The sequence below is a fragment of the Dyella sp. SG562 genome (assembly GCF_011759495.1).
Lineage (GTDB): Bacteria > Pseudomonadota > Gammaproteobacteria > Xanthomonadales > Rhodanobacteraceae > Dyella_D > Dyella_D marensis.
Window position 1 is genome coordinate 37,377 of the sequence record NZ_JAAOYS010000013.1, and the last position, 20,845, is coordinate 58,221.

Genomic DNA, 20,845 nt, shown 5'->3' on the forward strand with positions numbered 1-20,845 from the left:
TCACAGCAAGAACCGGAGTGTCCGCAGCTCGCGCGAAACCTAAGCTGGCTTCACCCTCGAACCAGGAGACGCGCCATGAACGCTGCCGCCCGCATGAAAGACCACATCGACGCCACCCTGCGCGATCCGCGCTGGAGCCAGCTGCGCAACCGCGACCGGAGCGCGGACGGCTCGTTCTGGTACTCGGTGCGCAGCACCGGCGTGTATTGCAAACCTTCGTGCGCGGCGCGCCCCGCGCGGCCCGAGAACGTCGCCTTCCACGCCAGCCGCGAAGAGGCCGAGCGCGCCGGCTTCCGTCCCTGCGCGCGCTGCCATCCGGAGCGCGTGCGCGAAACGCTGCGCTACGGCATCGGCAGTTCGCCACTGGGCCTGCTGCTGGTGGCGGCGAGCGAACGCGGCGTGTGCGCGATCCTGTTCGGCGAGCACGCCAAGGCACTGGAAGCGGATCTGCGCCAGCGCTTTCCGCAGGCCGATCTGTCGCGCGACGACGGCGCGCTGGCCGGCACGCTGGTGCAAACCGCTGCCTTGATCGAGCATCCGCACGCGCCCTTCGACGCCACGCTCGACCTGCGCGGCACGCCGTTCCAGCGCAAGGTGTGGGAAGCGCTGCGCGCGATCCCCGCCGGCGCCACCGCCAGCTACAAGGAAATCGCGCTGCGCATCGGCATGCCGGACGCCTCGCGCGCCGTGGCGCTGGCCTGCGGCGCCAATGCGCTGGCCATGGCAGTGCCCTGCCACCGGGTGATCCGCGGCGACGGTGCGCTGTCGGGTTATCGCTGGGGCGTGGAACGCAAGCGCTCGCTGCTGGCGCGGGAGGCGCGGGCATGAGCGCGATGCTGGAAGCGGCGCTGGGCGATGACGTCGAGGCACGCCTGGCCGCGTTCGACTGGCCGCGTGTGCTGCAGCAGCTCGACGCGCAAGGCCACGCCATGCTACCGGGCCTGCTCGCGCCGGAAGCCTGCGACCGCATCGCCTCGCTGTACGACCGCCCCGCGCTGTTCCGCAGCAAGGTGGTGATGGCCCGCCACGGCTTCGGCCGTGGCGAATACCAGTACTTCGGCTATCCCCTGCCCTCGCCCGTCGGCGAACTGCGCGCGGCGCTGTATCCGCGGCTGGTGCCGCTGGCCAACCAGTGGAACGAAACCATGGGCATCGGCGTGCGCTATCCGCAGCGGCACGCCGAGTTCCTCGAACGCTGCCACCACGCCGGCCAGCAGCGACCCACGCCGCTGCTGCTGCGCTACGGCACCGGCGACTACAACTGCCTGCACCAGGACCTCTACGGCGAGCACGTGTTTCCGCTGCAGGTGGCGGTGCTGCTGTCGGAACCGTGGCGCGATTTCACCGGCGGCGAGTTCGTGCTGACCGAGCAGCGCCCGCGCATGCAGTCGCGTCCGCACGTGGTGCCTCTGAGCGAGGGCGATGCGGTGATCTTCGCCGTGCATCACCGCCCCGTGCGCGGCAGCCGCGGCAGCTACCGGGTGAATCTGCGGCATGGCGTGAGCGAGCTGCGCTCGGGGCGGCGCCATACGCTGGGCATCATTTTCCACGACGCCAGCTGAGCCTTATCCGGTGGGCGGCTCCTGCCCGCCCGCCGCGCGCGGCAGGTGCCAGCCGTGGCGGATCGCCATGAAGCGCAGGCCGAAGCACACCGCCGCACCGGCCAGGGTGGACACGGTGGGCGGCACCTGCAGCAGGTCGCCGGCCACCACGATGGCGGCGCCGGCCAGCGCGGCCACGGCGTACAGGTCCGCGCGCAGCACGGTCGGAATCTGCGTGACCAGCACGTCGCGCAGGATGCCGCCGCCCACGCCGGTGAGCATGCCGAGCAAGGCGGCCATGGCGGGATTGAGGCCATGCGCCAGCGCCTTCTGCGCGCCGGCCACGGCGAACAGCGCCAGGCCCGCCGCGTCGGACATCTGCACCGGATTCTTCAGCCGTTCGATCAGCCCGTAGCGGTAGAAGGTGATGATGCCGGCCAGCACCGACACCGCCAGGTAGCGCCAGTCCGCGATCGCCGCCGGCGGCGTGGCGCCGATCAGCAGGTCGCGGGTGATGCCGCCGGCGTTGCCCGCGGCGAAGGACAGCACCAGCACGCCGAACAGGTCCAGCTGCCGGCGCACGCCGGTCAGCGCGCCGCTGAGGGCGAATACGAAGGTGCCGAGCAGGTCGAGCACCAGGAGCAGGTAATGCGTCATGAGAGCGGGGGTCATGGCGTCGGATCCAGCGGCGGTCCGTGCATGTCTAGCCTTTGCCGCGGTGCGGCACAAGAGCCGGCACGCGGGCGCGCTCCAGTTTGCTACGCTGCGGCGCGTGTCCCACGGCGAAGGCGGATATGGCTCCCTCACACGGCATCCACGTCATCGACACCGGCTTCGTGCGTCCACGCTTCGATGCCGCCTACCTGGTGGCCGAGCAAGGCCATGGCGCCTTTATCGACTGCGGCACCAACCATGCCGTGCCGCGCATGCTCGAAGCGCTGGACCAGGCCGGCCTGACGCCGGAACAGGTGGACTGGCTGATCCTCACCCACGTGCACCTGGACCACGCCGGCGGCGCCGGCGAACTGATGGCCCGGCTGCCGAACGCCAAAGCGGTGGTGCATCCGCGCGGTGCGCGGCACCTGATCGATCCCACGCAGTTGTGGGCCGGCGCCAGCGCCGTGTACGGCGAAGCGGTGATGGAGAAAACCTACGGACGGCTGCGGCCGATTCCCGCCGAACGCGTGGTGGAAGCGCCGGAAGGCCACGTGGTGGAACTGCAGGGACGTCCGCTGCGCTGCCTGGATACGCCCGGCCATGCGAAGCATCATCTGTGCGTGTACGACGAGCGGGGCCGCGCCTGTTTCACCGGCGATACCTTCGGCCTGTCCTATCGCGAGTTCGACACGGAACGCGGCCCCTACGCGATCCCCACCAGCACGCCGGTGCAGTTCGAACCCGATGCGCTGCACCAGTCGATCGATCGCCTGGTCGCGCTGAAACCGGACGCCATGTACGTCACCCACTTCGGCCCCGTCGGCGATATCGAGCGCCTCGCCAAGGGGCTGCACCAGCAGATCGACGCGATGGTGAGCCTAGGCCATGCGGTGCGCGGCGAGCCGAAGGACAAGCGCCACGAGGAGCTGAAGTGGGCGCTGACCGATCTCTACGCCGGGCGCCTGGCCGCGCATGGCTGGAAGGGAACGCGCGACGAGCTGCTGCGGATCCTGGGCATGGATATCGAGCTCAATGCGCAGGGGCTGGAGGTGTGGCTGGATCGCGGGGGTTGATGCATCACTGCCCCACGCGCCTCATCCTCCCAAGCTCGTCATTCCGGCGCAGGCCGGAATCCAGTGACTGTAACGTCCGATTGCCGCGGGGGCATTCAAGAGCTGCATCTTGGAGCTGCACGCATTGAATGCAGCACCTCGCTACTGGATTCCGGCCTGCGCCGGAATGACGAGGTAGGCGCCCTCAGGGCTTCTTGGCAGCCCGCTCTTCCTTCAGCTTCTCCTCGAACTTCACCACCGACGACTGCGCCAGCGCCTTGCATGCGTTGCGGTCGAACAGCGGGTCCGGCTGCTTGCCCGCGCGGTGCGCGGCGGCGCGTTCGAGGAAATCGCTCATGTCCGGATGCGTGGTGACCAGCACGTCGCAGGGCAGCGCGCCGACGATGTCGAAGGTCTTGCGGAAACCCGTGACGCGCTCTGGATGCGCCGGATCGCTGTAGCGGTACACGCCGTTGGTGAAGGCGGTGATGCTGTCGGCATAGACCACGTCCAGGCAGCGCTGCTTGTCGCAGGAGCGCCAGGTCCACGTGGTCGCGCCCGGTGTATGGCCCGGCGTGTAATGCGCGGTCACCACGATGTCGCCAACCTTCACCGTGCCGCCGTCGGGCACTTCGTTGACCTTGGCCACCTTGGGGAAATGCGGCGCCTCGCCGTTCTGCGGATCTTCCGCGTAGTCGCCGCCGGCCTTCAGCTCTTCCGCACCGTAGTGGCTGGCGTAGACCTGCGCACCGCTGGCCGCGGCCAGCGCGGCGATCGCGCCGGCATGGTCCGCATGCGCGTGCGAGTTGAGGATGGCCTTGATGTCGCCGAGGCGGAAGCCGAGCGCGCGGATGTTCTGCTCCACCCGCTTGGCGTTCTCCGGCAGGGTGCCGTCGATCAGCACGTGGCCTTGCGGCGAGGTGATCAGGATGGCGCTGAGGCCGTGCGTGCCGACGTACCAGGTATCGCCGTAGATGCGGAACGGCTTTTCCGGCGTGGTCCAGCCGCGGTCGTCGGCATCGCTGGCGTGGAGCTGGGCGCAGGCCAGCGCGACGGCGCCGGCGAGAAGAAGGCGGAGCGGCTGGTTCATCGTTCGTCCTGATCGTGGGAGGTGCCGCAGCATGCCGGCCCTGTATGGAGCGGATATGGCCGGCCGCGGGCGAGCCGTGGTCTAAGCGAGGCGCGTACCGTTCGGCACCGGCCGTTCGATCGCCGTCAGCACCACGCCCTCGTCGGTGGGAAATCCGGTCAGCAGGAACTGCGAGCGGAACGGCCCGATCTGCTTCTCCGGAAAATTGATCACGCCGACGACCTGCCGGCCGACCAGATCTTCCGCGCGGTACAGCGCGGCGATCTGCGCGCTGGTCTTCTTCTCGCCGTAGGGGCCGAAATCCACCCACACTTTCCAGGCCGGCTTGCGCGCCTCGGGAAACGCTTCCACCCGCGTGACCGTGCCGGCCACCAGCAGCACTTTCTCGAAGTCGGCCCAGGTGATTTCCGCGCTGTGTTCGCTCGTCATGCTTCCAGTCTCGTCTTGAACCAATCGCGGCCCTGGTGCCACCAGTAGCTCGCCTGTGCCGCCAGATAGCCGGCGGGACGATGCGCGCTGGCCAGGCCGTAATCGGCGAACTGCTTCCAGCCGCCATCCCGCTCGGCAATGGCCGCGGCCAGCAGCCCGCCCGCCGCGCAGGTCGGCGCCAGGCCATGGCCGCCGAAGGCCTGCGCCCACCACAGGCCTTCCTCGCCGCCGCCGATCTGCGGCATCTGGTGGCGCGCGTAGCTCATCAGGCCGGACCAGGCGAAGTCGACGCGCACGTCCTTCAGCGACGGGAACACGCGCAGCAGGTCGCGCATCAGCAGGCGGCGCACCGCCTGCGGCGAGCGGTTGCGGATCGAGATGCGCCCGCCCCACAGCAGGCGCGTGTCCGGCAGCGGGCGGTAGTAGTCGAAGGCGAAGCGCGTGTCGTAGATCGCCGCGCGCGTGTCCAGGCAGTCGCGCAGGCGCTCGCTCAGCGGCTCGGTGGCCATCACATAGGTGGCGATCGGCAGGATGGCGCGGTCGATGCGCCTCTGCAGGCCGGCCAGATAGCCGCCGCAGGCCAGCACCACGTGCTCGGCCAGCACCGTGCCCTGGTCGGTTTCCACGCGCCAGCGCAGGCCGTCGCGGCGCAGCTGCCAGGCGTCGGTGTTTTCATGGATGCGCACGCCCTGCCCCGCGGCGGCCGCGGCCAGGCCGATGGCGAAGTTGAGCGGATGCAGATGGAAGGCGTTGCGCTCGTACAGCCCGTCGAAATAGCGCGCGGTATGCACGCGTTCGCGCAGCGCCTGCTGCGGCACCCATTCCCATTGCACGCCGTAGTGTTTTTCCAGCAGCGCCTGGCGCGCGCGCAGCACGGCCGGGTCGCGGAACCAGTTCGCCCACAGCACGCCTTCGTCGACCAGGCCGCAGTCGATGCCATAGCGCAGCACTTGCGCGCGGATGCGTTCCACCGCCGCGGTGGTCAGCCCGAACAGCGCGCGTGCGCGCTCCTCGCCGAGCTGGTCCAGCAGGCTCTGCTCGCCCAGCGAATAGCCGGCGAAGACGAAGCCGCCATTGCGGCCGGAGGCGCCGAAGCCGACCTGCTCGCGCTCCAGCAGCAGCACGTCGCGCACGCCGCGCTCGGCCAGCGCCAGCGCCGTATGCAGGCCGGCGAAGCCGCCGCCGATAATGGCCACCTTGGCTTCCGCGCGGCCGCGCAGCGCGGCGTACGGCTCGTAGGCGTTCGCCGTGGCGCGGTAATAGGAAGGGGCCGGTGGCTGCTTCATCGTGGCGCTCGGAGGCAGGCTGCGCGGGACAGGCCTGGCAGCATAGCGCAGCGCCGCGCGGGCTCCGGCGTGACCGTTGGCAGGGTCGTTCGATCCTGCTTCATCTGGGTACCCGTTATTCGACCAGGCTCACACCCAGCGGCCGGGTATCGCTCATGCCGCGGTCGTCCACCACGCGCATGTCGTAGTTGCCCGCAGCGGGCGGCTGCCAGAACAGCGGCTGCCCCGGCGCGCTGCTGCCGACATAGGCGTCGTTGACGAACCAGTACAGCGTGCGCGTGGCGGCGTCACCGTTCGCGCTGAAGGCGATGCGGCCCTCGTCGCTGCGCTTCAGCCGCAGCGCGTAGATGCTGCCACGCAGGGGCGAGGTGATGCGCGGCGGCTCGCCCACCGCCTCGCCGCCGTTGACGCAGGCCTCGTTGCGCGGCGGCGTGCGGCGCGGGATGCCGGCCTGGATAAACACCTGCTGCAGTTCAGACGGCCAGAACTCGTACACCTCCAGATGGGTGCGCTTGCCGTCGTAAGGTGGACAGGCCGGCTTGCCGGTGGCGTCGTCGATCACCACCGGGCGATGCACCTGGCTGACCCGGATCGGCGACTTGCCCGGAATGAACCAGGTGCTGCCCTTCTGCGGGCACCATTGATTAGGCAGCTCGCCGCTGGCCAGGCAGATCGACACGCGCTTGAGATTGGCCGGCATGCGGCGGATCGGCTCGGCCATGCCAGGCTGTTCGGCACGCAGCGCGTCGACGATCTGGAAGAACAGCGGCGCCGCCGCTTCCACGCCGACGAAGGCCGGATTGCTGCTGCCGTCGAAATTGCCCACCCACACCACCAGCACGTAGGGGCCGAAGCTGCCGGCGGTCCAGGCGTCGCGGAAGCCCCACGAGGTGCCGGTCTTCCAGTACACCGGCAGGCGGTAGGGCTGCGCGCCGGTGGTTTCGTCGGGGCGCGGGTTCTGCCGCAGCATGTCCATCACCATGAAGCTGGCCTCTTCGCTGAGCAGGCGCGTGCCCTGCTTCGGCAGCGGATCGTTCGCGACCAGGCGCAGCGGCTTCAGTTCGCCGCGGTTGGCCAGCATGGCGTACAGGCCGGCCAGCTCCTGCATGGTCACTTCGCCGCCGCCCAGCACCAGGGCCAGGCCGTAGTGCTTCTCGCTGGCCAGGCGGCCGATGCCGGCCTCGCGCAGGAACTGATAGAAGCTCGGCCCGTGCAGCTGCGAGGCCACCCACACCGCGGGGATATTGCGGCTGCGCACCAGCGCTTCGGTCGCGGTGACCGGCCCGAGAAAATGGCCGTCGAAATTCTCCGGCGTGTACGGGCCGAAAGAGGTCGGCACGTCGCGCAGCACGGTCTGCGGATGCAGCACGCCCTGGTCGAAGCCCAGCGCATAGATGAAGGGCTTGAGCGTCGAACCCGGCGAGCGCTTGGCCTGGGTGCCGTTGACCTGGCCGTGGATGGCGGCGTCGCCATAGCCGGCCGAGCCGATCATCGCCTTGATCGCCATGTCGCGCGTGTCGACCAGGATCGCCGCCGCATTGCGCACGCCGCGCGACTGGTTGCGTTCGATATAGCGCGCGACCTGGCGCTCCAGGTCGTGCTGCAGGTCCAGGTCCAGCGTGGAGGCGACGCGGCTGTCGGTGCTGCCGGCCTCCAGCCGCCGCGCATTGAGCAGCTGCTCCACCGCATGCGGCGCCTCGAACGGCAGGCGCGACAGCGAACGCAGGTTGAGCGGCAGCGCGAACAGCGGCTTCAGCGCGGCGTCGGCGGGGTGCTGCTGCAGCCAGCGCGCGTAGAGGCGGTTGCGCGAGTCGGCGAGGTGGCGATTGATCACGTCCGGCGCGGCGTCCGCTGCCTCGCCGCCGGCGCGCAGGCGGCGGGTCGGATCCTGCGGCACCACCGCCAGGGTCAGCGCTTCGGGCAAGGTCAGCGCGGCGGGCGGCTGGTCGAAATAGGCCAGGCTGGCGGCGCCCACGCCTTCCACGTTGCGCCCGTACGGCGCGTAGTTGAGATAGGCCTCGAGGATCTCGTCCTTCGAATAGAACAGCTCCAGCTGCACCGCGCGCCCGAGCTGGCGCAGCTTGCCCAGCGGCGAACGCGTATTGAGCCGCCACAGCAGGCGCGCCAGCTGCATGGTCACGGTGGAGCCGCCCTGCGGATTGCCGTGGCGCACATAGGTGACCCAGGCGCCGCGCGCCAGGCCATAGGGATTGAAGCCGGCATGCCAGCGGTACCAGCGGTCCTCGTGCAGCAGCACGCCCTGCACCAGCTGCGGCGAGATGTCCTTCAGCGGCACCCACAGGCGGTAGCGGTCGTCGCTGGCCAGGGTGAGGCGCAGCAGGCGGCCCTTGGCGTCGTAGACGGCGGTGGAGGAAGGCAGCCATGTGCGCAGGCGCTGGTGCGGCCACAGGCGCAGGCCCGCCAGCACGGCGGCGATCAGCACGGCGCCGACGAGCCAGTTCTGCCAGCGGAGGATCCAGCGGGTGAGGGCTTTGACGGCGGAGTTGGCGAGTACGGCTTTCATCGTTCCAGCAGCGCTGGCGTAGGTTGGGGTGAGCCGGAGGCGAACCCCAACGGGACTGGCCGCGTGGCCGCCACGTTGGGGTTCGCTGCGCTCACCCCAACCTACGCCGGTCGATAGGTCTTACGGCTTGCTCACCGTCAACGTCGTACCACCCGGCGAGCGCGCCTGGATCGTGCGGTCGTACATCGACTCGCCGTACGCCGGCGGCACGATGAACTTGCCGGCGTTGGTGGCCTTGATGCGGTACACGAACTGGCGCACGTCCGGGGTGGCGGTGCCGTAGATCACCACGCGGTCCTCGCGGATGTCGGCGTATTCCGGCATCCAGGTGGAACTGGACAGGCCGATCGGCGAGCGCCAGGCGCTGGCCTCGACCTTGCTGTCGCCGCCGGCGTCGTTCTGCTCGCTGCCGTCCTCCTGGTGGTCGGTCACTTCCGGCGGCGGCTGGATCACCGGCTCGAAGCCGCCGGGCAGCAGGTCGACGATGGCCACGTTGGAGACGCCCTCGTCGCGGGTGGCGCGGATTTTCACGTGCACGTCGATCTCCTCGCCCACCTTCACCTCGCTCAGCGCCTTGCCGCTGGTGTCGGTGTATTCGCGGATGATCTCGATGCCGTCCTTCACCGCCTTGGCCGGCGCGTCGCGGTCGTAGCCGCCCTGGCTGGCCACGTACCAGGCCGGCAGCGCGCCGCCGTTGACGTAGCGCAGGCGGACCGCCGCGGCGCTCCAGCTGCCGGCCTGCACCAGGTTGCCCTGCAAGGTGGCGATGGCCTTGACGCTGCCGTCGGCGTGCACTTCGTCGATGCCGAGCTTGGCCACGTCGGCGGCCGCGTCGTTGGCGTAGGCGTCCAGCGCCAGGATGGTCATCGACGAGGACAGCGTGTTGTACCAGCGGTGCGACAGCGCGTAGCCGATGTTCTCCCACACGCGCGGCGACAGGTTCTTCGCCCGCTCGGGGAAGTGCTTGCCCAGCACGTAGAGCACGCTGGAATCGCGGATCAGCGCGTCGTAGTAGTAGCCGTAGACGTAGTGCTTGTCGCGGTCGCTGCGCTCCAGCAGCTTCTGCGGGCCGGCGATCAGCTGCGCGGCCTGCTTGTCCTGCTTCAGCAGCTGGTACGAAGCGGCCAGCCAGGCCGCGGCCAGGTCGTTCTTCCACTGGTCCGGGTACGCATCCTGCAGGCGCTTCTGCACGGCCGCCAGGTCGTTGGTGGTGACATTGCCCTGGCGGGTCAGCAGGTACACGGCGTAGGCGCGCTGGCGCAGCTTGTCCAGCGAGTCCATGCCGTTGTCGCCGGCGAGCTGGCGCAGGTAGGTGTTGCCGGCATTGAACATGTCCGCCGGCACGCTCACGCCGCGGTCGCGCGCTTCGATCAGGAAGTTCATCGCATAGGCCGACACGAACGGCTCGGCGTCGGGCGTGGCCGCCCACAGGCCGAAGCCGCCCTGCCCGTTCTGGCGCGAATGCAGCACGTCGAGGAAGTTGGACAGCGCTTCCTCGTTGCTGAGCTTCTTGGCTTCGAAGGCCGGCTGCAGCGCATGCGCGAACACCGGCACCACCGGCCACTTCGGCAGCACCAGGCGCGGCATGGCCGAGCTGATGATCTGCTCGCTGCAGTAGTTCTGGTAGTTCACCAGATAGCTGGTGAGGCCCTGCGCCAGCACCACCGGCAGCGGCGAGACGGCGGAATCGCGCGCGGCGTATTCGTCGTAGAGCTTGCGCAGGTCCGGCAGGTCGGCCTTGGCGCCGGCATCGACGCGGCCCACGTCGACCTGGGTGCGGTAGGCCGAAGCCGGGCGCACGGAAAGGTCCACGCTCTGCCTGGCCGACTTGCCGCCATAGCCCGCGCTGAAGCTGAGATTGCCCGAGCCGAGCTTGTCGGTGGCCTTCACGCGGAACAGCGCCACGCCTTCGCGCATCTCGCCCAGGCTCAAGGATTGCGTGGCCTCGCCCAGCACCTGCAGCTGCGGGCCGGTCTTCAGCGTCACCGCCACCGGCACCGGCTTGCCGCCCAGACCCGTGAGGTTGTTGGCCACGCCCACGCTCACTTCGGCCTCGTCGCCCGGGGCCAGGGTGGTGGGCACGTTCGGCGACAGCACGAAATCGCCGCGCACGGTGGTGGCGCCTTCGAAGGTACCGACGCGATCCGGCGACACGCTGACCGCCATCACGCGCAGCTTGCCGTTGAAGTAGTCCGGCACCTGGTAGGTCAGTTCCTTCTCGCCGTCCACGTCGACGATGCCGGACCAGAACGCCACCGGCTTGTCGCGCTTGCGCTTGAAGGGATTCAGCTGGCGGCCGATCGCCGCATCCGCATCGCCGCCGGGGGCGGCCATGGCCATCAGCTTCTCGAAGTCCGGCAGGATCAGGTCGAGGATCTGCGAGGTGCCCACTTCCAGCATGCGCTTGCGGAAGAAGAACTTCAGCGGATCGCCCAGCTTGTAGCGGGCCACCTGCAGGATGCCTTCGTCCACCGCGAACACCACCGCCCTGGTCGGCTGCGGCGCGCTGAGCTTGAAGGTCACCGTCTCGCCCGGCTTCACCAGCGCGGGCGCGTCCACCTTGATGGCATTGCGGCGCGCATCGAGGTTGACCGAGAACGGCACCACGCCATAGCTCAGCGGACTCATGAAGATCTCGTCCGAGGACGGATCGCGGATGTACTGCACGTTGATGTAGCCGTTGCCTTCGAAGTCCGCCGGCACGGTGATGTGCTGCACCGAGCTGGTGGTGTCGGCATGGAACCACGCGTGCGCGTAGACCTTGTCGCGCTCGATGGTGATCAGGCCGCTGCCCGCGTAAGGCGCACGCACGGCGATCTCGACGGCTTCGCCCGGCGCGTAGTCCGGCTTGCTCAGGCTGAGCTGCAGTTCGGCGTTGCGGTCCAGCGAGCGCGACACGTTGGCGTCGCCGGCCACCGAGAAGTCCACCCGGTTGACCTCGACGCGGTCGCTGCCGCGCAGGATCACCAGGGCGTAGTTGCCCGGCTTGTCGGTGGGCAGCGCGTAGTCCATGCCGGCGGCCGTCAGGGTCAGCGGCTTTTCGCTGACGGCGATTTCCTTGAGCTTGGACTGGTACTTGTAGACGCCCGAATCCTGCTTGGTCAGCACCGAGATATAGCGGCGCTCGATCAGCTCGGCGCGCAGGTCCTTCACCTCGGTGGCCTTAGCGTGGCTGTCGATCGCCACCAGGTGCACGCTGCGCGGCGAGCCGCGGCCGACGTAGTCCAGGCTGTCCGCGGCGCGGTAGCCGACCAGCCAGTCGTTGCTGGAGACCAGGGTCTGCGCGGCGGCGGCGACGTTGCGGCCGCCCTCGGCTTCATAGGCCTTGGCCAGGAAGTACAGCTGGTAGGTGGCGTCGGCGTACTTCTTCAGGTCCAGCGCGAATTCGGCATGGCCCTTGTCGTCGGTGGTGCCGTCCTGCAGGGCTTCTTCGTAGCCCTCCTTGGCGCGGCGCACGTCGTAGAAGTGGTAGTCCTGCCAGCTGCGGAAAGCCGGCCAGGCCGGACGCAGGGTGAGCGAGGCCTCGACGCGGCGGTTTTCCGCCGGCGTGCCGAACAGGTTCTGCACGTCGACCAGGCCCTTGAGCTGGTCCGGCTTGACCCAGCCTTCCGGCACCTGCTGCGACAGCCTGGCCTCGACCTTCATGCGGTCGGGCAGGAATTCCTTCACCTGCACGGTGGTGCTGCCGATCTGCGCGCCGGCCTTGCCGTCCTTGACGATGTACAGGTTCACCGTCCAGGTGCCGGTGGGCGCGGTTTCCGCCGGTGCGTAGGAGAGTTCGCCGAAGCCGCTGGCGTCCATGCTCATCGGCAGCTGCTTCACGGTCACGCCGCGCGGGTCGACGATCTCCGCCTGCAGCGGCACGCCGGCCACGCTGCGCGTCCAGCTGGCGGCGCGCACGATCAGGCCGATATGGAAGGTGTCGCCCGGGCGGTAGATGCCGCGGTCGGAGAACAGGTAGCTGGACAGCTGGCCCTGGTTGGTGGCGTTGCGCTCGCCGCCGATGTCGAAGCGCGAATAGTCGAGCTGGCGGTCGTAGCTGCCGATCGGCAGGAAGGAGAGGTCCTCGCCCTTCTTCACCAGGTACAGCACCGGGCGCTTCTCGCGCTCCAGGCCCTTGAGCGTGGGGAAATGCACCACGCCGTCGGCGCCGGTGCTTTCGCTGAACAGGGTCTGCCCGTTCACCGCCAGCACCGACACGGTGGCGCCGGCCACCGGCTGGCCGTCGTGGATGGACTGCACGAACACGTCCTGGCTGCCGTCGACGGCACGCTTGACCAGCATGCCCAGGTCGGTGACCACCACCAGGCGGGTGTCGGCCGGGTCGGGCGTGCTGGTGTCGGCTTCGGCGGCATCGCCCTCGGCCTCGCCTTCACCTTCGCCTTCCGCGTCGGCGCCTTCATCCGCGGCAGTGCGCGGCGCGGCTTCCGGCCCCTGCTCCGCCGCCTTGGCGGCATCGGCGCGCTTCTTCTCGGCGGCCGCGTCGTAGGCGGACAGATGCAGCAGGAACACGCCGCGCTTGCCGTCCTTCAGGTACTGCGCGAGATCCACGCCCTCGTAATGCGCCTTGCCCGGGTCGCCCTTGGGGAAGCTGCGCTTCTGCTCGAAGCGGTCGACGATGTGGTCTTCGCTGAACGCGTAGTTGAGCGACGGATGCGCGTAGTTGCCTTCGTTGAGGCTGACCAGGTGCTGCAGCTGGTCCGGCAGCACGCGGCCCACTTCCACCCGCATGCCGGGCAGATTGCGCGACACCACCGAGATGCGCTTGCTGCCGCTGAGCGACAGCAGCGAGCCGTCGGCCATGAAGCGCAGCAGCTTGGGGTAGTCCGGCACGGTCAGCGCCTGCACCCTGGGCTGGCCCAGGATGTAGCCGCCGAACGACTTCAGGCCCTTTTCCACGCGTACGTAGATGCGCTGGCCGGGTTCGGCATGGAACTTGAAGCTCTGGCCGGCTTCGTATTCGTTCTCGGTCGGCACCAGTTCCAGCTTGAGCGGCTGCGACTTGCGCAGCAGGTCTTCGCTGACCTGGGAAACGTCCCACGGGTACGGCGAGTCGTCGTCGGACTGGTCCACCTTCGGATTGCGGTTCGGCAGGATCCAGGCCTTGGTCAGGCCGGCCAGCTCGCTGTCGCGCACCGTGCCGCCGAGGCCCATCACCAGCACCTGCTCGGGCTCGTACTTGTCGTTGTCGACCAGGGTGGGCGAGATGTCGTCGATGGTGAGGCTGTACAGGCCCGGCACCTTCACCGCGGTATCGAGTTTTTCCTTGTAGGCGTCGCCGCCGCGCAGGCTGCGCACACCCTTGTCGAGCGCATACTTCACCGCGCCGTCGTCGCGCGGCAGGGCCAGCGGCTGGGAATGGATCCAGGCCTGCAGCTTGTAGGGGTCGTACACGACGGTGAACTTGAGATCGCTGTCGGCGCTGCCCTTCTGGCTGAGCGTGAGCGCGATGCGCTTCTCGAACTGCGCGGTGTCCACCGGATAGTTGAAGCTCACCGGCTGGATGGTCTTCTTGGCGGTGGCGTCCTGCGGGTCCTGGAAGAATTCGCCGCGGCCGAACTTCACCACGAAGGGCTCGGTGTCGAAGCTGAAATGGTCCTCGGCCATCAGCACGTGCGGCGCGAACATCCGGGGGATGTCGAAGCGCACTTCGAAATGCTTGCTGACCGGCCAGTCCTCGCTGGGGGCGAAGCGCAGGGTGCGGTCGTCCTCCCAGGTCCATTGCCCCTTCATCACCGGGTCCATCACCACGCCGGCGGTGACCGGCTTGCCGACGCCTTCCAGCGGCGCGGCCGAACGCGAGAAGCGCACGGTGAGCGGGTCGTAGCTGATGGTCTGCGCGGTGTAGTTGGTGATGCCCGGCTTGCTCACCTCGAAGGTGATGCGGGTGGGTTCGACCGGCTTGGGGCGGTTCTTGTACCACTCCCAGCCGAACCAGCCGCCCGCCGCCAGCGCCACCACGCCGACCAGCAGCCCGGCCGACTGCAGCGGCTTGCGCCTGACGAAGGCGCCCGTGGCGGGCACCCAGCCCGGCGCGGACCAGGACACGTTGCCGATCAGCGGCCGCAGCAGCAGCGCGATCACATAGAGCAGGCCGCGCAGCAGGCGCAGGGGCAACGAGAGCAGAAACCGCAGCAAATCCATAATGCTTCCTGGCAATTCATCCGATGAAGACGCAAGACGGCGCTAGGCCGACCCTGGGCCGGAACCCGCATGCGACAAAGCCGCTCCAGCGAGTGGAACAGCGTCGTGATCAGGTCTTTCCCCTTGACGCATCCTGCCTGCGATTCCTGGCGGAATGCTGATGGGATTGTGGCATGGGCGCGGAGGGATTTGGGCGGCCAAGTGTCCGGCTATTTCCTCAATCCCTGACCTGGAATCCTTCTCCCATCGGGAGAAGGTGCCGGCAGGCGGATGAGGGTTCGGCCGAAGCGATGCGCATCACTCTTGCGCTCCGACCGCACCCTCACCCCAACCCCTCTCCCGGCGGGAGAGGGGCTAAAGCGTCAGAGGCCGGCGAGCAGCTCGCGCACCACCGGCGCCAGCTTCGGATCCTGCAGCGCCATGTGCATGGTCGCGCGCACCAGGCCGGCCTTGTTGCCGCAGTCGAAGCGGGTGCCTTCGAAGCGATAGGCCAGCACCTTGCCCTGTTCCTTGAGCAGGGCGTCGATCGCGTCGGTCAGCTGGATCTCGCCGCCGGCGCCCGGCGTGGTCTTTTCCAGCAGCTCGAAGATGCGGCCCGGCAGCACGTAGCGGCCGACCACGGCGAGGTTGGACGGCGCCTCGGACGGCTTGGGCTTTTCCACCATGTGGCGGATCTGCGCGCTGCGCGGATCGATCGGGGTGGCGTCGACGATGCCGTACTTGTCGGTGTCGTTCTGCGGCACTTCCTCCACCGCGATCACGCCGCCGGCGCCCTGGCTCTGCGCCAGCTCGGCCATCTGGCCCAGCGCGCCCTTGCCCTTGTTCCAGATCAGGTCGTCCGGGAGGATCACGCCGAACGGCTCGTCGCCGACCACGGGCTTGGCGCACAGCACGGCGTGGCCCAGGCCCAGCGCCTCGGGCTGGGTGACGAAGATGGCGCGCACGTTGCGCGGCAGGGTGCCCTGCACCAGGGCCAGCAGTTCGTCCTTGCCCTTTTCCTGCAGCTTCGCTTCCAGCTCGTAGGCCTTGTCGAAGTAGTCGGCGATGGCGTGCTTGTAGCGGTTGGTGACGAACACCAGGGTGTCGGCGCCGGCATCGACGGCTTCATCCACCGCGTACTGGATCAGCGGCCTGTCCAGCACCGGCAGCATTTCCTTGGCGACCACCTTGGTGGCCGGCAGGAAACGCGTGCCCAGGCCCGCCACGGGAAACACCACCTTGCGCAAAGGCTTGCTCACTCACTTCTCTCCTGATTCGTTGCGACGGATCGACACCACATTGTCCGGCTGCGCCACATCGCTCCAGCGGAACGAGGGCAGCAGGCTGGACACGCAGCGCCTGAGGGTTTCCTCATCGTAGGCGACCGTGGCTTCGGACGCCTTCACCAGCTGGGCCTGCAGCAGGTCCCAGCTGACCTGGCGGTACTGCGCCAGGAAGATCTTGGCGTGCGCGGTCGCCGTGTAGTTTTCCAGCGGATGGAACAGTTCCTCGAACAGCTTCTCGCCGGAGCGCAAACCGGTGAACACGATGGGAATCTCGGTGCCCGGCTTCTTGCCGGCCAGGCGGATCATCTGCTCGGCGAGGTCGCGGATCTTCACCGGCTCGCCCATGTCCAGCGCGAAGATCTCGCCGCCCTTGCCCAGGCTGGCCGCCTGCAGGATCAGCTGGCAGGCCTCCGGGATGGTCATGAAATAGCGCGAGATCTCCGGGTGCGTGATGGTGACCGGGCCGCCCGCGCGGATCTGCTTGCGGAACAGCGGCACCACCGAGCCGGCCGAATCGAGCACGTTGCCGAAGCGCACGGTGATGTAGCGCGTGGTGGAGCGGGCATCGAGGTTCTGGCACCAGATCTCGGCGATGCGCTTGCAGGCGCCCATCACGCTGGTGGGGTTGACCGCCTTGTCGGTGGAGATCAGCACGAAGCATTCGACGTGGTGGCGGTCGGCCAGGTCGGCCATGTTGCGCGAGGCCAGCACGTTGTTGCGGAAGGCCGAGCGCAACTGGCCCTGCAGCAGCGGCACGTGCTTGTAGGCGGCGGCGTGGAACACCACCTGCGGCTTGTATTCGACGAACAGGCGCGTCATGGCGGCGGGGTCGCCGCAATCGGCCAGGATCGGATCGAACAGCAGCTCGGGGAATTCCTGGCGCAGTTCCTGCGCGATCTGGTAGAGGTTGAACTCGCCGTTGTCCACCACGCACAGCGACTGCGCGCCCAGGCGCGCCACCTGCCGGCACAGTTCCGAACCGATCGAGCCGCCGCCGCCGGTGACCAGCACGCGCTTGCCGGTGAGGGTTTCGCGGATGGCCGTCCAGTCCAGCTCCACCGCGTCGCGGCCGAGCAGGTCCTCGATGGCGACTTCCTTGATCTCGTTGAACTGGGCGCGGCCGGCGACCACGTCCTCGAGCTTGGGCACGGTGCGGTACGGCAGGCCGGTCTGGTCGCACAGCTCGACCACGCGGCGCATTTCCTCGGTGGAGGCACCGGGCATGGCGATCAGCAGCATCTGCGCGGCCACTTCGCGCGCCAGCTCCGGCAGCAGCTCCACCCGGCCCAGCACCGGGCGGCCGTTGATGCTGGCGCCGCGCAGGCTGTCGTGGTCGTCGACGAAGCCGACCACGGCGTAGCGGCTGTCGCGGTGCAGGTCGCGCGCCAGCGCCTCGCCGGCGCGGTCGGCGCCGACGATCAGCACGCGCTGCACCGGCTGCGACTGGAACATGTCGATGCGGCTGTCCTTCCAGAAGCGGTAGGCCAGGCGCGGCCCGCCGAGCAGCATGGACAGCACCACCGGATAGACCAGCAGCACCGAACGCGGCACGTCTTCCAGGCGGTTGTAGAGAAACAGGATCAGGCCGATGGCGAGCGAGCCGATGACCGTGGCGCGCAGGATGTTCCACAGGTCCGGCAGGCTGGCGAAGCGCCACAGGCCGCGGTACAGGCCGGTCCAGTTCAGTACCAGGCCCTGCACCGCCAGCACCAGCGGGAATTCCAGCAGGTGGAAGTGCACCGACACGCCGCCCACCAGGGCGTAGCGCAGCGACTTGGCGATCCACCAGGCCAGCGCCGCCATCAGCAGGTCGTGCAGCACGACGGCCGCACGCGGATGGATGACAGCGATGAATTTACGTAGCGACATGACTAGCCTTGTGCTGGATACGCCACAGACAGTAGCGCTTGGCGAGCACCCAAGCTGCGCCCGCGATCAAATAGGTGACGACGCCTATGGTCCATCCCCATCCCGGACAGCAGCATGACAGCCACGCCAGCGGCGCCGCCACCAGTACGTTCCAGGCCAGATAACAGGCATCCCCCCTGGCGTGCGAAAAGCCGCTGCGAACCAGCCATTGATACAGGTGCTCGCGATGCGGGGCGTACCAGCGCCGTCCCTTCAGGAAACGGTTCAGCAGGGTAAGGCTGGCGTCCGTTACGAAGGATGAACTCAGGATCACGGCCGGCCAGACCAGAGCATGGTCTACCCGCCATAGCAGCGCGGTGAAGGCAAACAGCAGGAAACCCAGGGTGCCGCTGCCCACGTCGCCCATGAAGATGGCCGCCCGCGGCCGGTTGTAGCACCAGAAGCCCAGCGCGGCGGCGGCCAGGCAGGCGGCGGACACGGCCAGGGCCGGCTGCCCCGCCCCGCCGGCCAGCAGGGCCAGTCCCACCGCCACGAACAGGCATTGCTGGGCCAGGATGCCGTCGATGCCGTCCATGAAGTTGTGCAGGTTGATGCTCCAGGCCCCGCCCAGCACCAGCAGCGGCAGCCACAGCCAGGACACCTCGCCCAGGGCCGGCGCCCCCGCGATCAGCGCGCCGCCGAACAGCAGGCTGGCGCCCAGCTGCACGCCCAGGCGCGGCAGCACGGGCAGCGAATGATGGTCGTCCCACCAGCCGATCGCGGCCACCAGCACGGTGCCCAGCGCAAAGGCCAGCGCCACCTGCCACGGCCACGCCGGCGCGAACAGCAGCAGCGCCCACGGCGAGGTCGCCAGCACGGCGGCGACCATGCCGATGCCGCCGCCGCGCGGGGTGGGAATGGAGTGCGAGCGGCGCTGGCCGGGGTGGTCGAGCATGCCGCGCCAGCGCGCATAGGCGATCGCGGCGAGCACGATCAGCAAGGCAAGGATGAGCGAGGCCAGCACCATTCCTGAGGCCAGCACGAGGGGCGTCATCATCGCGGCCTCACTCGTTGGCGACGCCGTGGATCGGCCGGATCGTGCTCCAGCTCTTGCAGCTGGGGCATTGCCAGTGGTGGGCCTTGGCGCCGAAGCCGCAGCGGCTGCAGCGGTACATGGCCTGGCCTTCCAGCAGCTTCTTGGTGAGGTCGCGCAGGATCAGGAAGTTCTCGCGCGCCTCGCCTTCGACCTTGTCCATGGTGGCGTCGATCAGCGCCATCAGGCCGCGCACCGAAGGGCGCTGGCGCAGCTGCGAGGTGAGGAAGTCGATCGCCGTGCGCTCGCCGTCGCGCTGCTGGTACAGGCGGGTGAGCGCGAGCACCGGCGAGATGCCGTGGTAGCGCTCCAGGATGTCGCGCAGGAAACGCTCGGCGCGTTCCATCTGCTGCGAGCGCGCGTAGCTGTTGAGCAGCGGCGGCAGGATTTCCGGCACGAAGGCGATATCCGCTTCCACCGCCGCCTCGTAGGCCTCGATGGCCTTGCCGTGCTCGCCCTCTTCCGCATGCAGGCGGCCGGTGAGCATGAAGGCGCGCACGCTGTCGTGCTGGCAGGCGAAGGCCTGGCGCAGGTACTCGCGGGCGTCCTGGCGCGCGCCGTGCTGGCGGGCCTGCTCGGCCAGCTCGCAATAGAACTGCGCGATCATGCCGGCCTCGTCTTCGCCGGTCATGGCTTCGAGGCGGCGCGCGTGTTCGATCGCCTTGTGCCAGTCGCGCTCGTGCTGGTAGATCGCGATGAGGTGGCGCAGCGCGGACGGCGCGTGCGCATCCATCGCCACCAGGTCGGAGAACAGCGTTTCGGCGCGGTCGAGCAGGCCGGCGCGCATGTAGTCCTCGCCCAGTTCCAGCAGCGCGACAGTCTTCATCGCATCGGACAGGCCCGGACGCGAGACCAGGTGCTGGTGCAGGCGGATCGCGCGATCCACTTCGCCGCGGCGGCGGAACAGGTTGCCCAGGGCGAGATGCGTTTCCACCGTGTCGCGGTTGTATTCCGCCAGGCGCAGGAACACTTCGATGGCCTTGTCCTGCTCTTCGTTGAGCAGGTAGTTCAGGCCGCGGAAGTAGTCGGAGGAAAGCTCGCTGACCTGCGCGCCCGAGCGTTTCGCTCCGGCGCTCCGGGCGGTCCACCAGCCACTGATGAAGGCGACCGGGATCAGCAGGGCCAGCACATAGAGGGCGATCATGCGTCGGCGGGGAGCTTGGAATCCGTGCCGCGGGCGCTCTGCCGGCGCTGTCGGCGATGCCGCGCGCTGGTGCCCAGCCATGCCGTCAGCCCGCCCAGCAGCCAGCCCACGGCCATCGCGGCGAGCAGGGCCGCGCCCTTGGGCAGCTGGAAGCGCGCGAAGCCGAGGTCGTAGCCGACGAGGTCGGCGTTGAGCGCGCCCAGCGCCACGCCGGCGGCGATGAAGAGCAGGAGAACGAGCGTGACGATCAATCGCATGCCCGGGACTTTAACCGATTGATGCCTACCGGCACAGGCGTCCGCGAGGCCAGTGTTCATGCGGTGTGCGCAGGTTTTCGCATTCACGACGCACAGACAAAAAAGAAGGCAGGACCGGCTCGACGCCGCCTGCCTCCATCGCTTGCCTGGCCTGAAGCCTTCAGGCCGCGGAAGCCGCTTCCGCTTCGGCCAGGGCCTGGTTGACGCGTTCGCGCAATTCCTTGCCCGGCTTGAAATGCGGCACGTGCTTGCCCGGCAGGGCCACCGCTTCGCCGGTCTTGGGATTGCGGCCCATGCGCGGCGGACGGTAGTGCAGCGCGAAGCTGCCGAAACCGCGGACTTCGATGCGTTCGCCGTGGGAAAGCGCGTTGCTCATCTGCTCGATGACGCTCTTGACGGCCAGTTCGACGTCGCTGAAGGCCAGATGGGTCTGGCGCCGTGCCAGCGCTTCGATCAATTCGGATTTGGTCATGGGTCCCCAATGTCCGTGACGATGGAACCACGGGGCGGCGAGC

The 20,845-nt window shown here is 68.7% G+C and carries 15 protein-coding genes; 3 read left to right on the top strand and 12 right to left on the bottom strand.

Features of this window, described 5'->3' with window-relative positions; genetic code table 11:
• Positions 1-75 precede the first annotated feature (75 nt).
• Complete coding sequence (locus FHW84_RS19575) at positions 76-828, top strand: methylated-DNA--[protein]-cysteine S-methyltransferase (protein WP_343203628.1); 753 nt, start codon at positions 76-78, stop codon at positions 826-828.
• Positions 825-1,562: a 2OG-Fe(II) oxygenase gene (locus FHW84_RS19580; RefSeq protein WP_167257669.1), complete on the top strand. Its 738-nt coding sequence runs from the start codon at positions 825-827 to the stop codon at positions 1,560-1,562. The genes FHW84_RS19575 and FHW84_RS19580 overlap by 4 nt, the downstream gene beginning before the upstream one ends.
• A 3-nt stretch (positions 1,563-1,565) precedes the next feature.
• Here the strand turns inward: FHW84_RS19580 and FHW84_RS19585 are convergent, their stop codons facing one another.
• Positions 1,566-2,213 (bottom strand): trimeric intracellular cation channel family protein, encoded by a 648-nt coding sequence (locus FHW84_RS19585; protein ID WP_167257670.1) that lies wholly within the window; start codon positions 2,211-2,213, stop codon positions 1,566-1,568.
• 122 nt (positions 2,214-2,335) lie between these two features.
• Between FHW84_RS19585 and FHW84_RS19590 the strand changes: the two genes are divergently transcribed.
• Positions 2,336-3,271 carry an MBL fold metallo-hydrolase gene (locus FHW84_RS19590; protein WP_167257671.1) on the top strand — a complete coding sequence of 312 codons (936 nt, stop codon included), beginning with the start codon at positions 2,336-2,338 and terminating at the stop codon, positions 3,269-3,271.
• A 184-nt stretch (positions 3,272-3,455) separates the two neighbouring features.
• On the opposite strand, the gene bla is transcribed toward FHW84_RS19590, so the two are convergent.
• The 11 genes from bla to FHW84_RS19645 all read right to left on the bottom strand — a co-directional run bounded on the left by bla (position 3,456) and on the right by FHW84_RS19645 (position 20,802).
• Complete coding sequence (gene bla, locus FHW84_RS19595; RefSeq protein WP_167257672.1) at positions 3,456-4,340, bottom strand: subclass B3 metallo-beta-lactamase; 885 nt, start codon at positions 4,338-4,340, stop codon at positions 3,456-3,458.
• 81 nt (positions 4,341-4,421) lie between these two features.
• The gene (locus FHW84_RS19600) at positions 4,422-4,769 is read right to left on the bottom strand and encodes a tRNA-binding protein (protein WP_167257673.1); all 348 of its coding nucleotides are present in this window, start codon (positions 4,767-4,769) and stop codon (positions 4,422-4,424) included.
• Entirely contained in the window at positions 4,766-6,055 is a 1,290-nt protein-coding gene (locus FHW84_RS19605; RefSeq protein WP_167257674.1) for an FAD-binding oxidoreductase, read from the bottom strand. The genes FHW84_RS19600 and FHW84_RS19605 overlap by 4 nt, the downstream gene beginning before the upstream one ends.
• A 115-nt stretch (positions 6,056-6,170) precedes the next feature.
• On the bottom strand, positions 6,171-8,579 hold the full coding sequence (gene pbpC / locus FHW84_RS19610; RefSeq protein WP_167257675.1) for a penicillin-binding protein 1C: 2,409 nt from the start codon (positions 8,577-8,579) through the stop codon (positions 6,171-6,173).
• Positions 8,580-8,699: 120 nt separating this feature from the next.
• Positions 8,700-14,723 carry an MG2 domain-containing protein gene (locus FHW84_RS19615; RefSeq protein WP_167257676.1) on the bottom strand — a complete coding sequence of 2,008 codons (6,024 nt, stop codon included), beginning with the start codon at positions 14,721-14,723 and terminating at the stop codon, positions 8,700-8,702.
• 362 nt (positions 14,724-15,085) lie between these two features.
• Positions 15,086-15,961, bottom strand: coding sequence for a UTP--glucose-1-phosphate uridylyltransferase GalU (galU, locus tag FHW84_RS19620; protein ID WP_167257677.1), 876 nt, complete (start codon positions 15,959-15,961; stop codon positions 15,086-15,088).
• Positions 15,962-17,857 (bottom strand): nucleoside-diphosphate sugar epimerase/dehydratase, encoded by a 1,896-nt coding sequence (locus FHW84_RS19625; protein ID WP_167257678.1) that lies wholly within the window; start codon positions 17,855-17,857, stop codon positions 15,962-15,964. It lies immediately after the preceding gene.
• Entirely contained in the window at positions 17,844-18,893 is a 1,050-nt protein-coding gene (locus tag FHW84_RS19630; protein WP_343203629.1) for a glycosyltransferase family 4 protein, read from the bottom strand. Before FHW84_RS19630 ends, FHW84_RS19625 begins: the two co-directional genes overlap by 14 nt.
• Before the next feature lie 7 nt (positions 18,894-18,900).
• Positions 18,901-20,073, bottom strand: a complete 1,173-nt coding sequence (gene lapB, locus FHW84_RS19635) for a lipopolysaccharide assembly protein LapB (protein ID WP_167257679.1) — start codon at positions 20,071-20,073, stop codon at positions 18,901-18,903.
• On the bottom strand, positions 20,070-20,330 hold the full coding sequence (locus FHW84_RS19640; RefSeq protein ID WP_167257680.1) for a LapA family protein: 261 nt from the start codon (positions 20,328-20,330) through the stop codon (positions 20,070-20,072). Before FHW84_RS19640 ends, lapB begins: the two co-directional genes overlap by 4 nt.
• Positions 20,331-20,490: 160 nt before the next feature.
• Entirely contained in the window at positions 20,491-20,802 is a 312-nt protein-coding gene (locus FHW84_RS19645) for an integration host factor subunit beta (RefSeq protein ID WP_026634345.1), read from the bottom strand.
• Positions 20,803-20,845 lie beyond the last annotated feature (43 nt).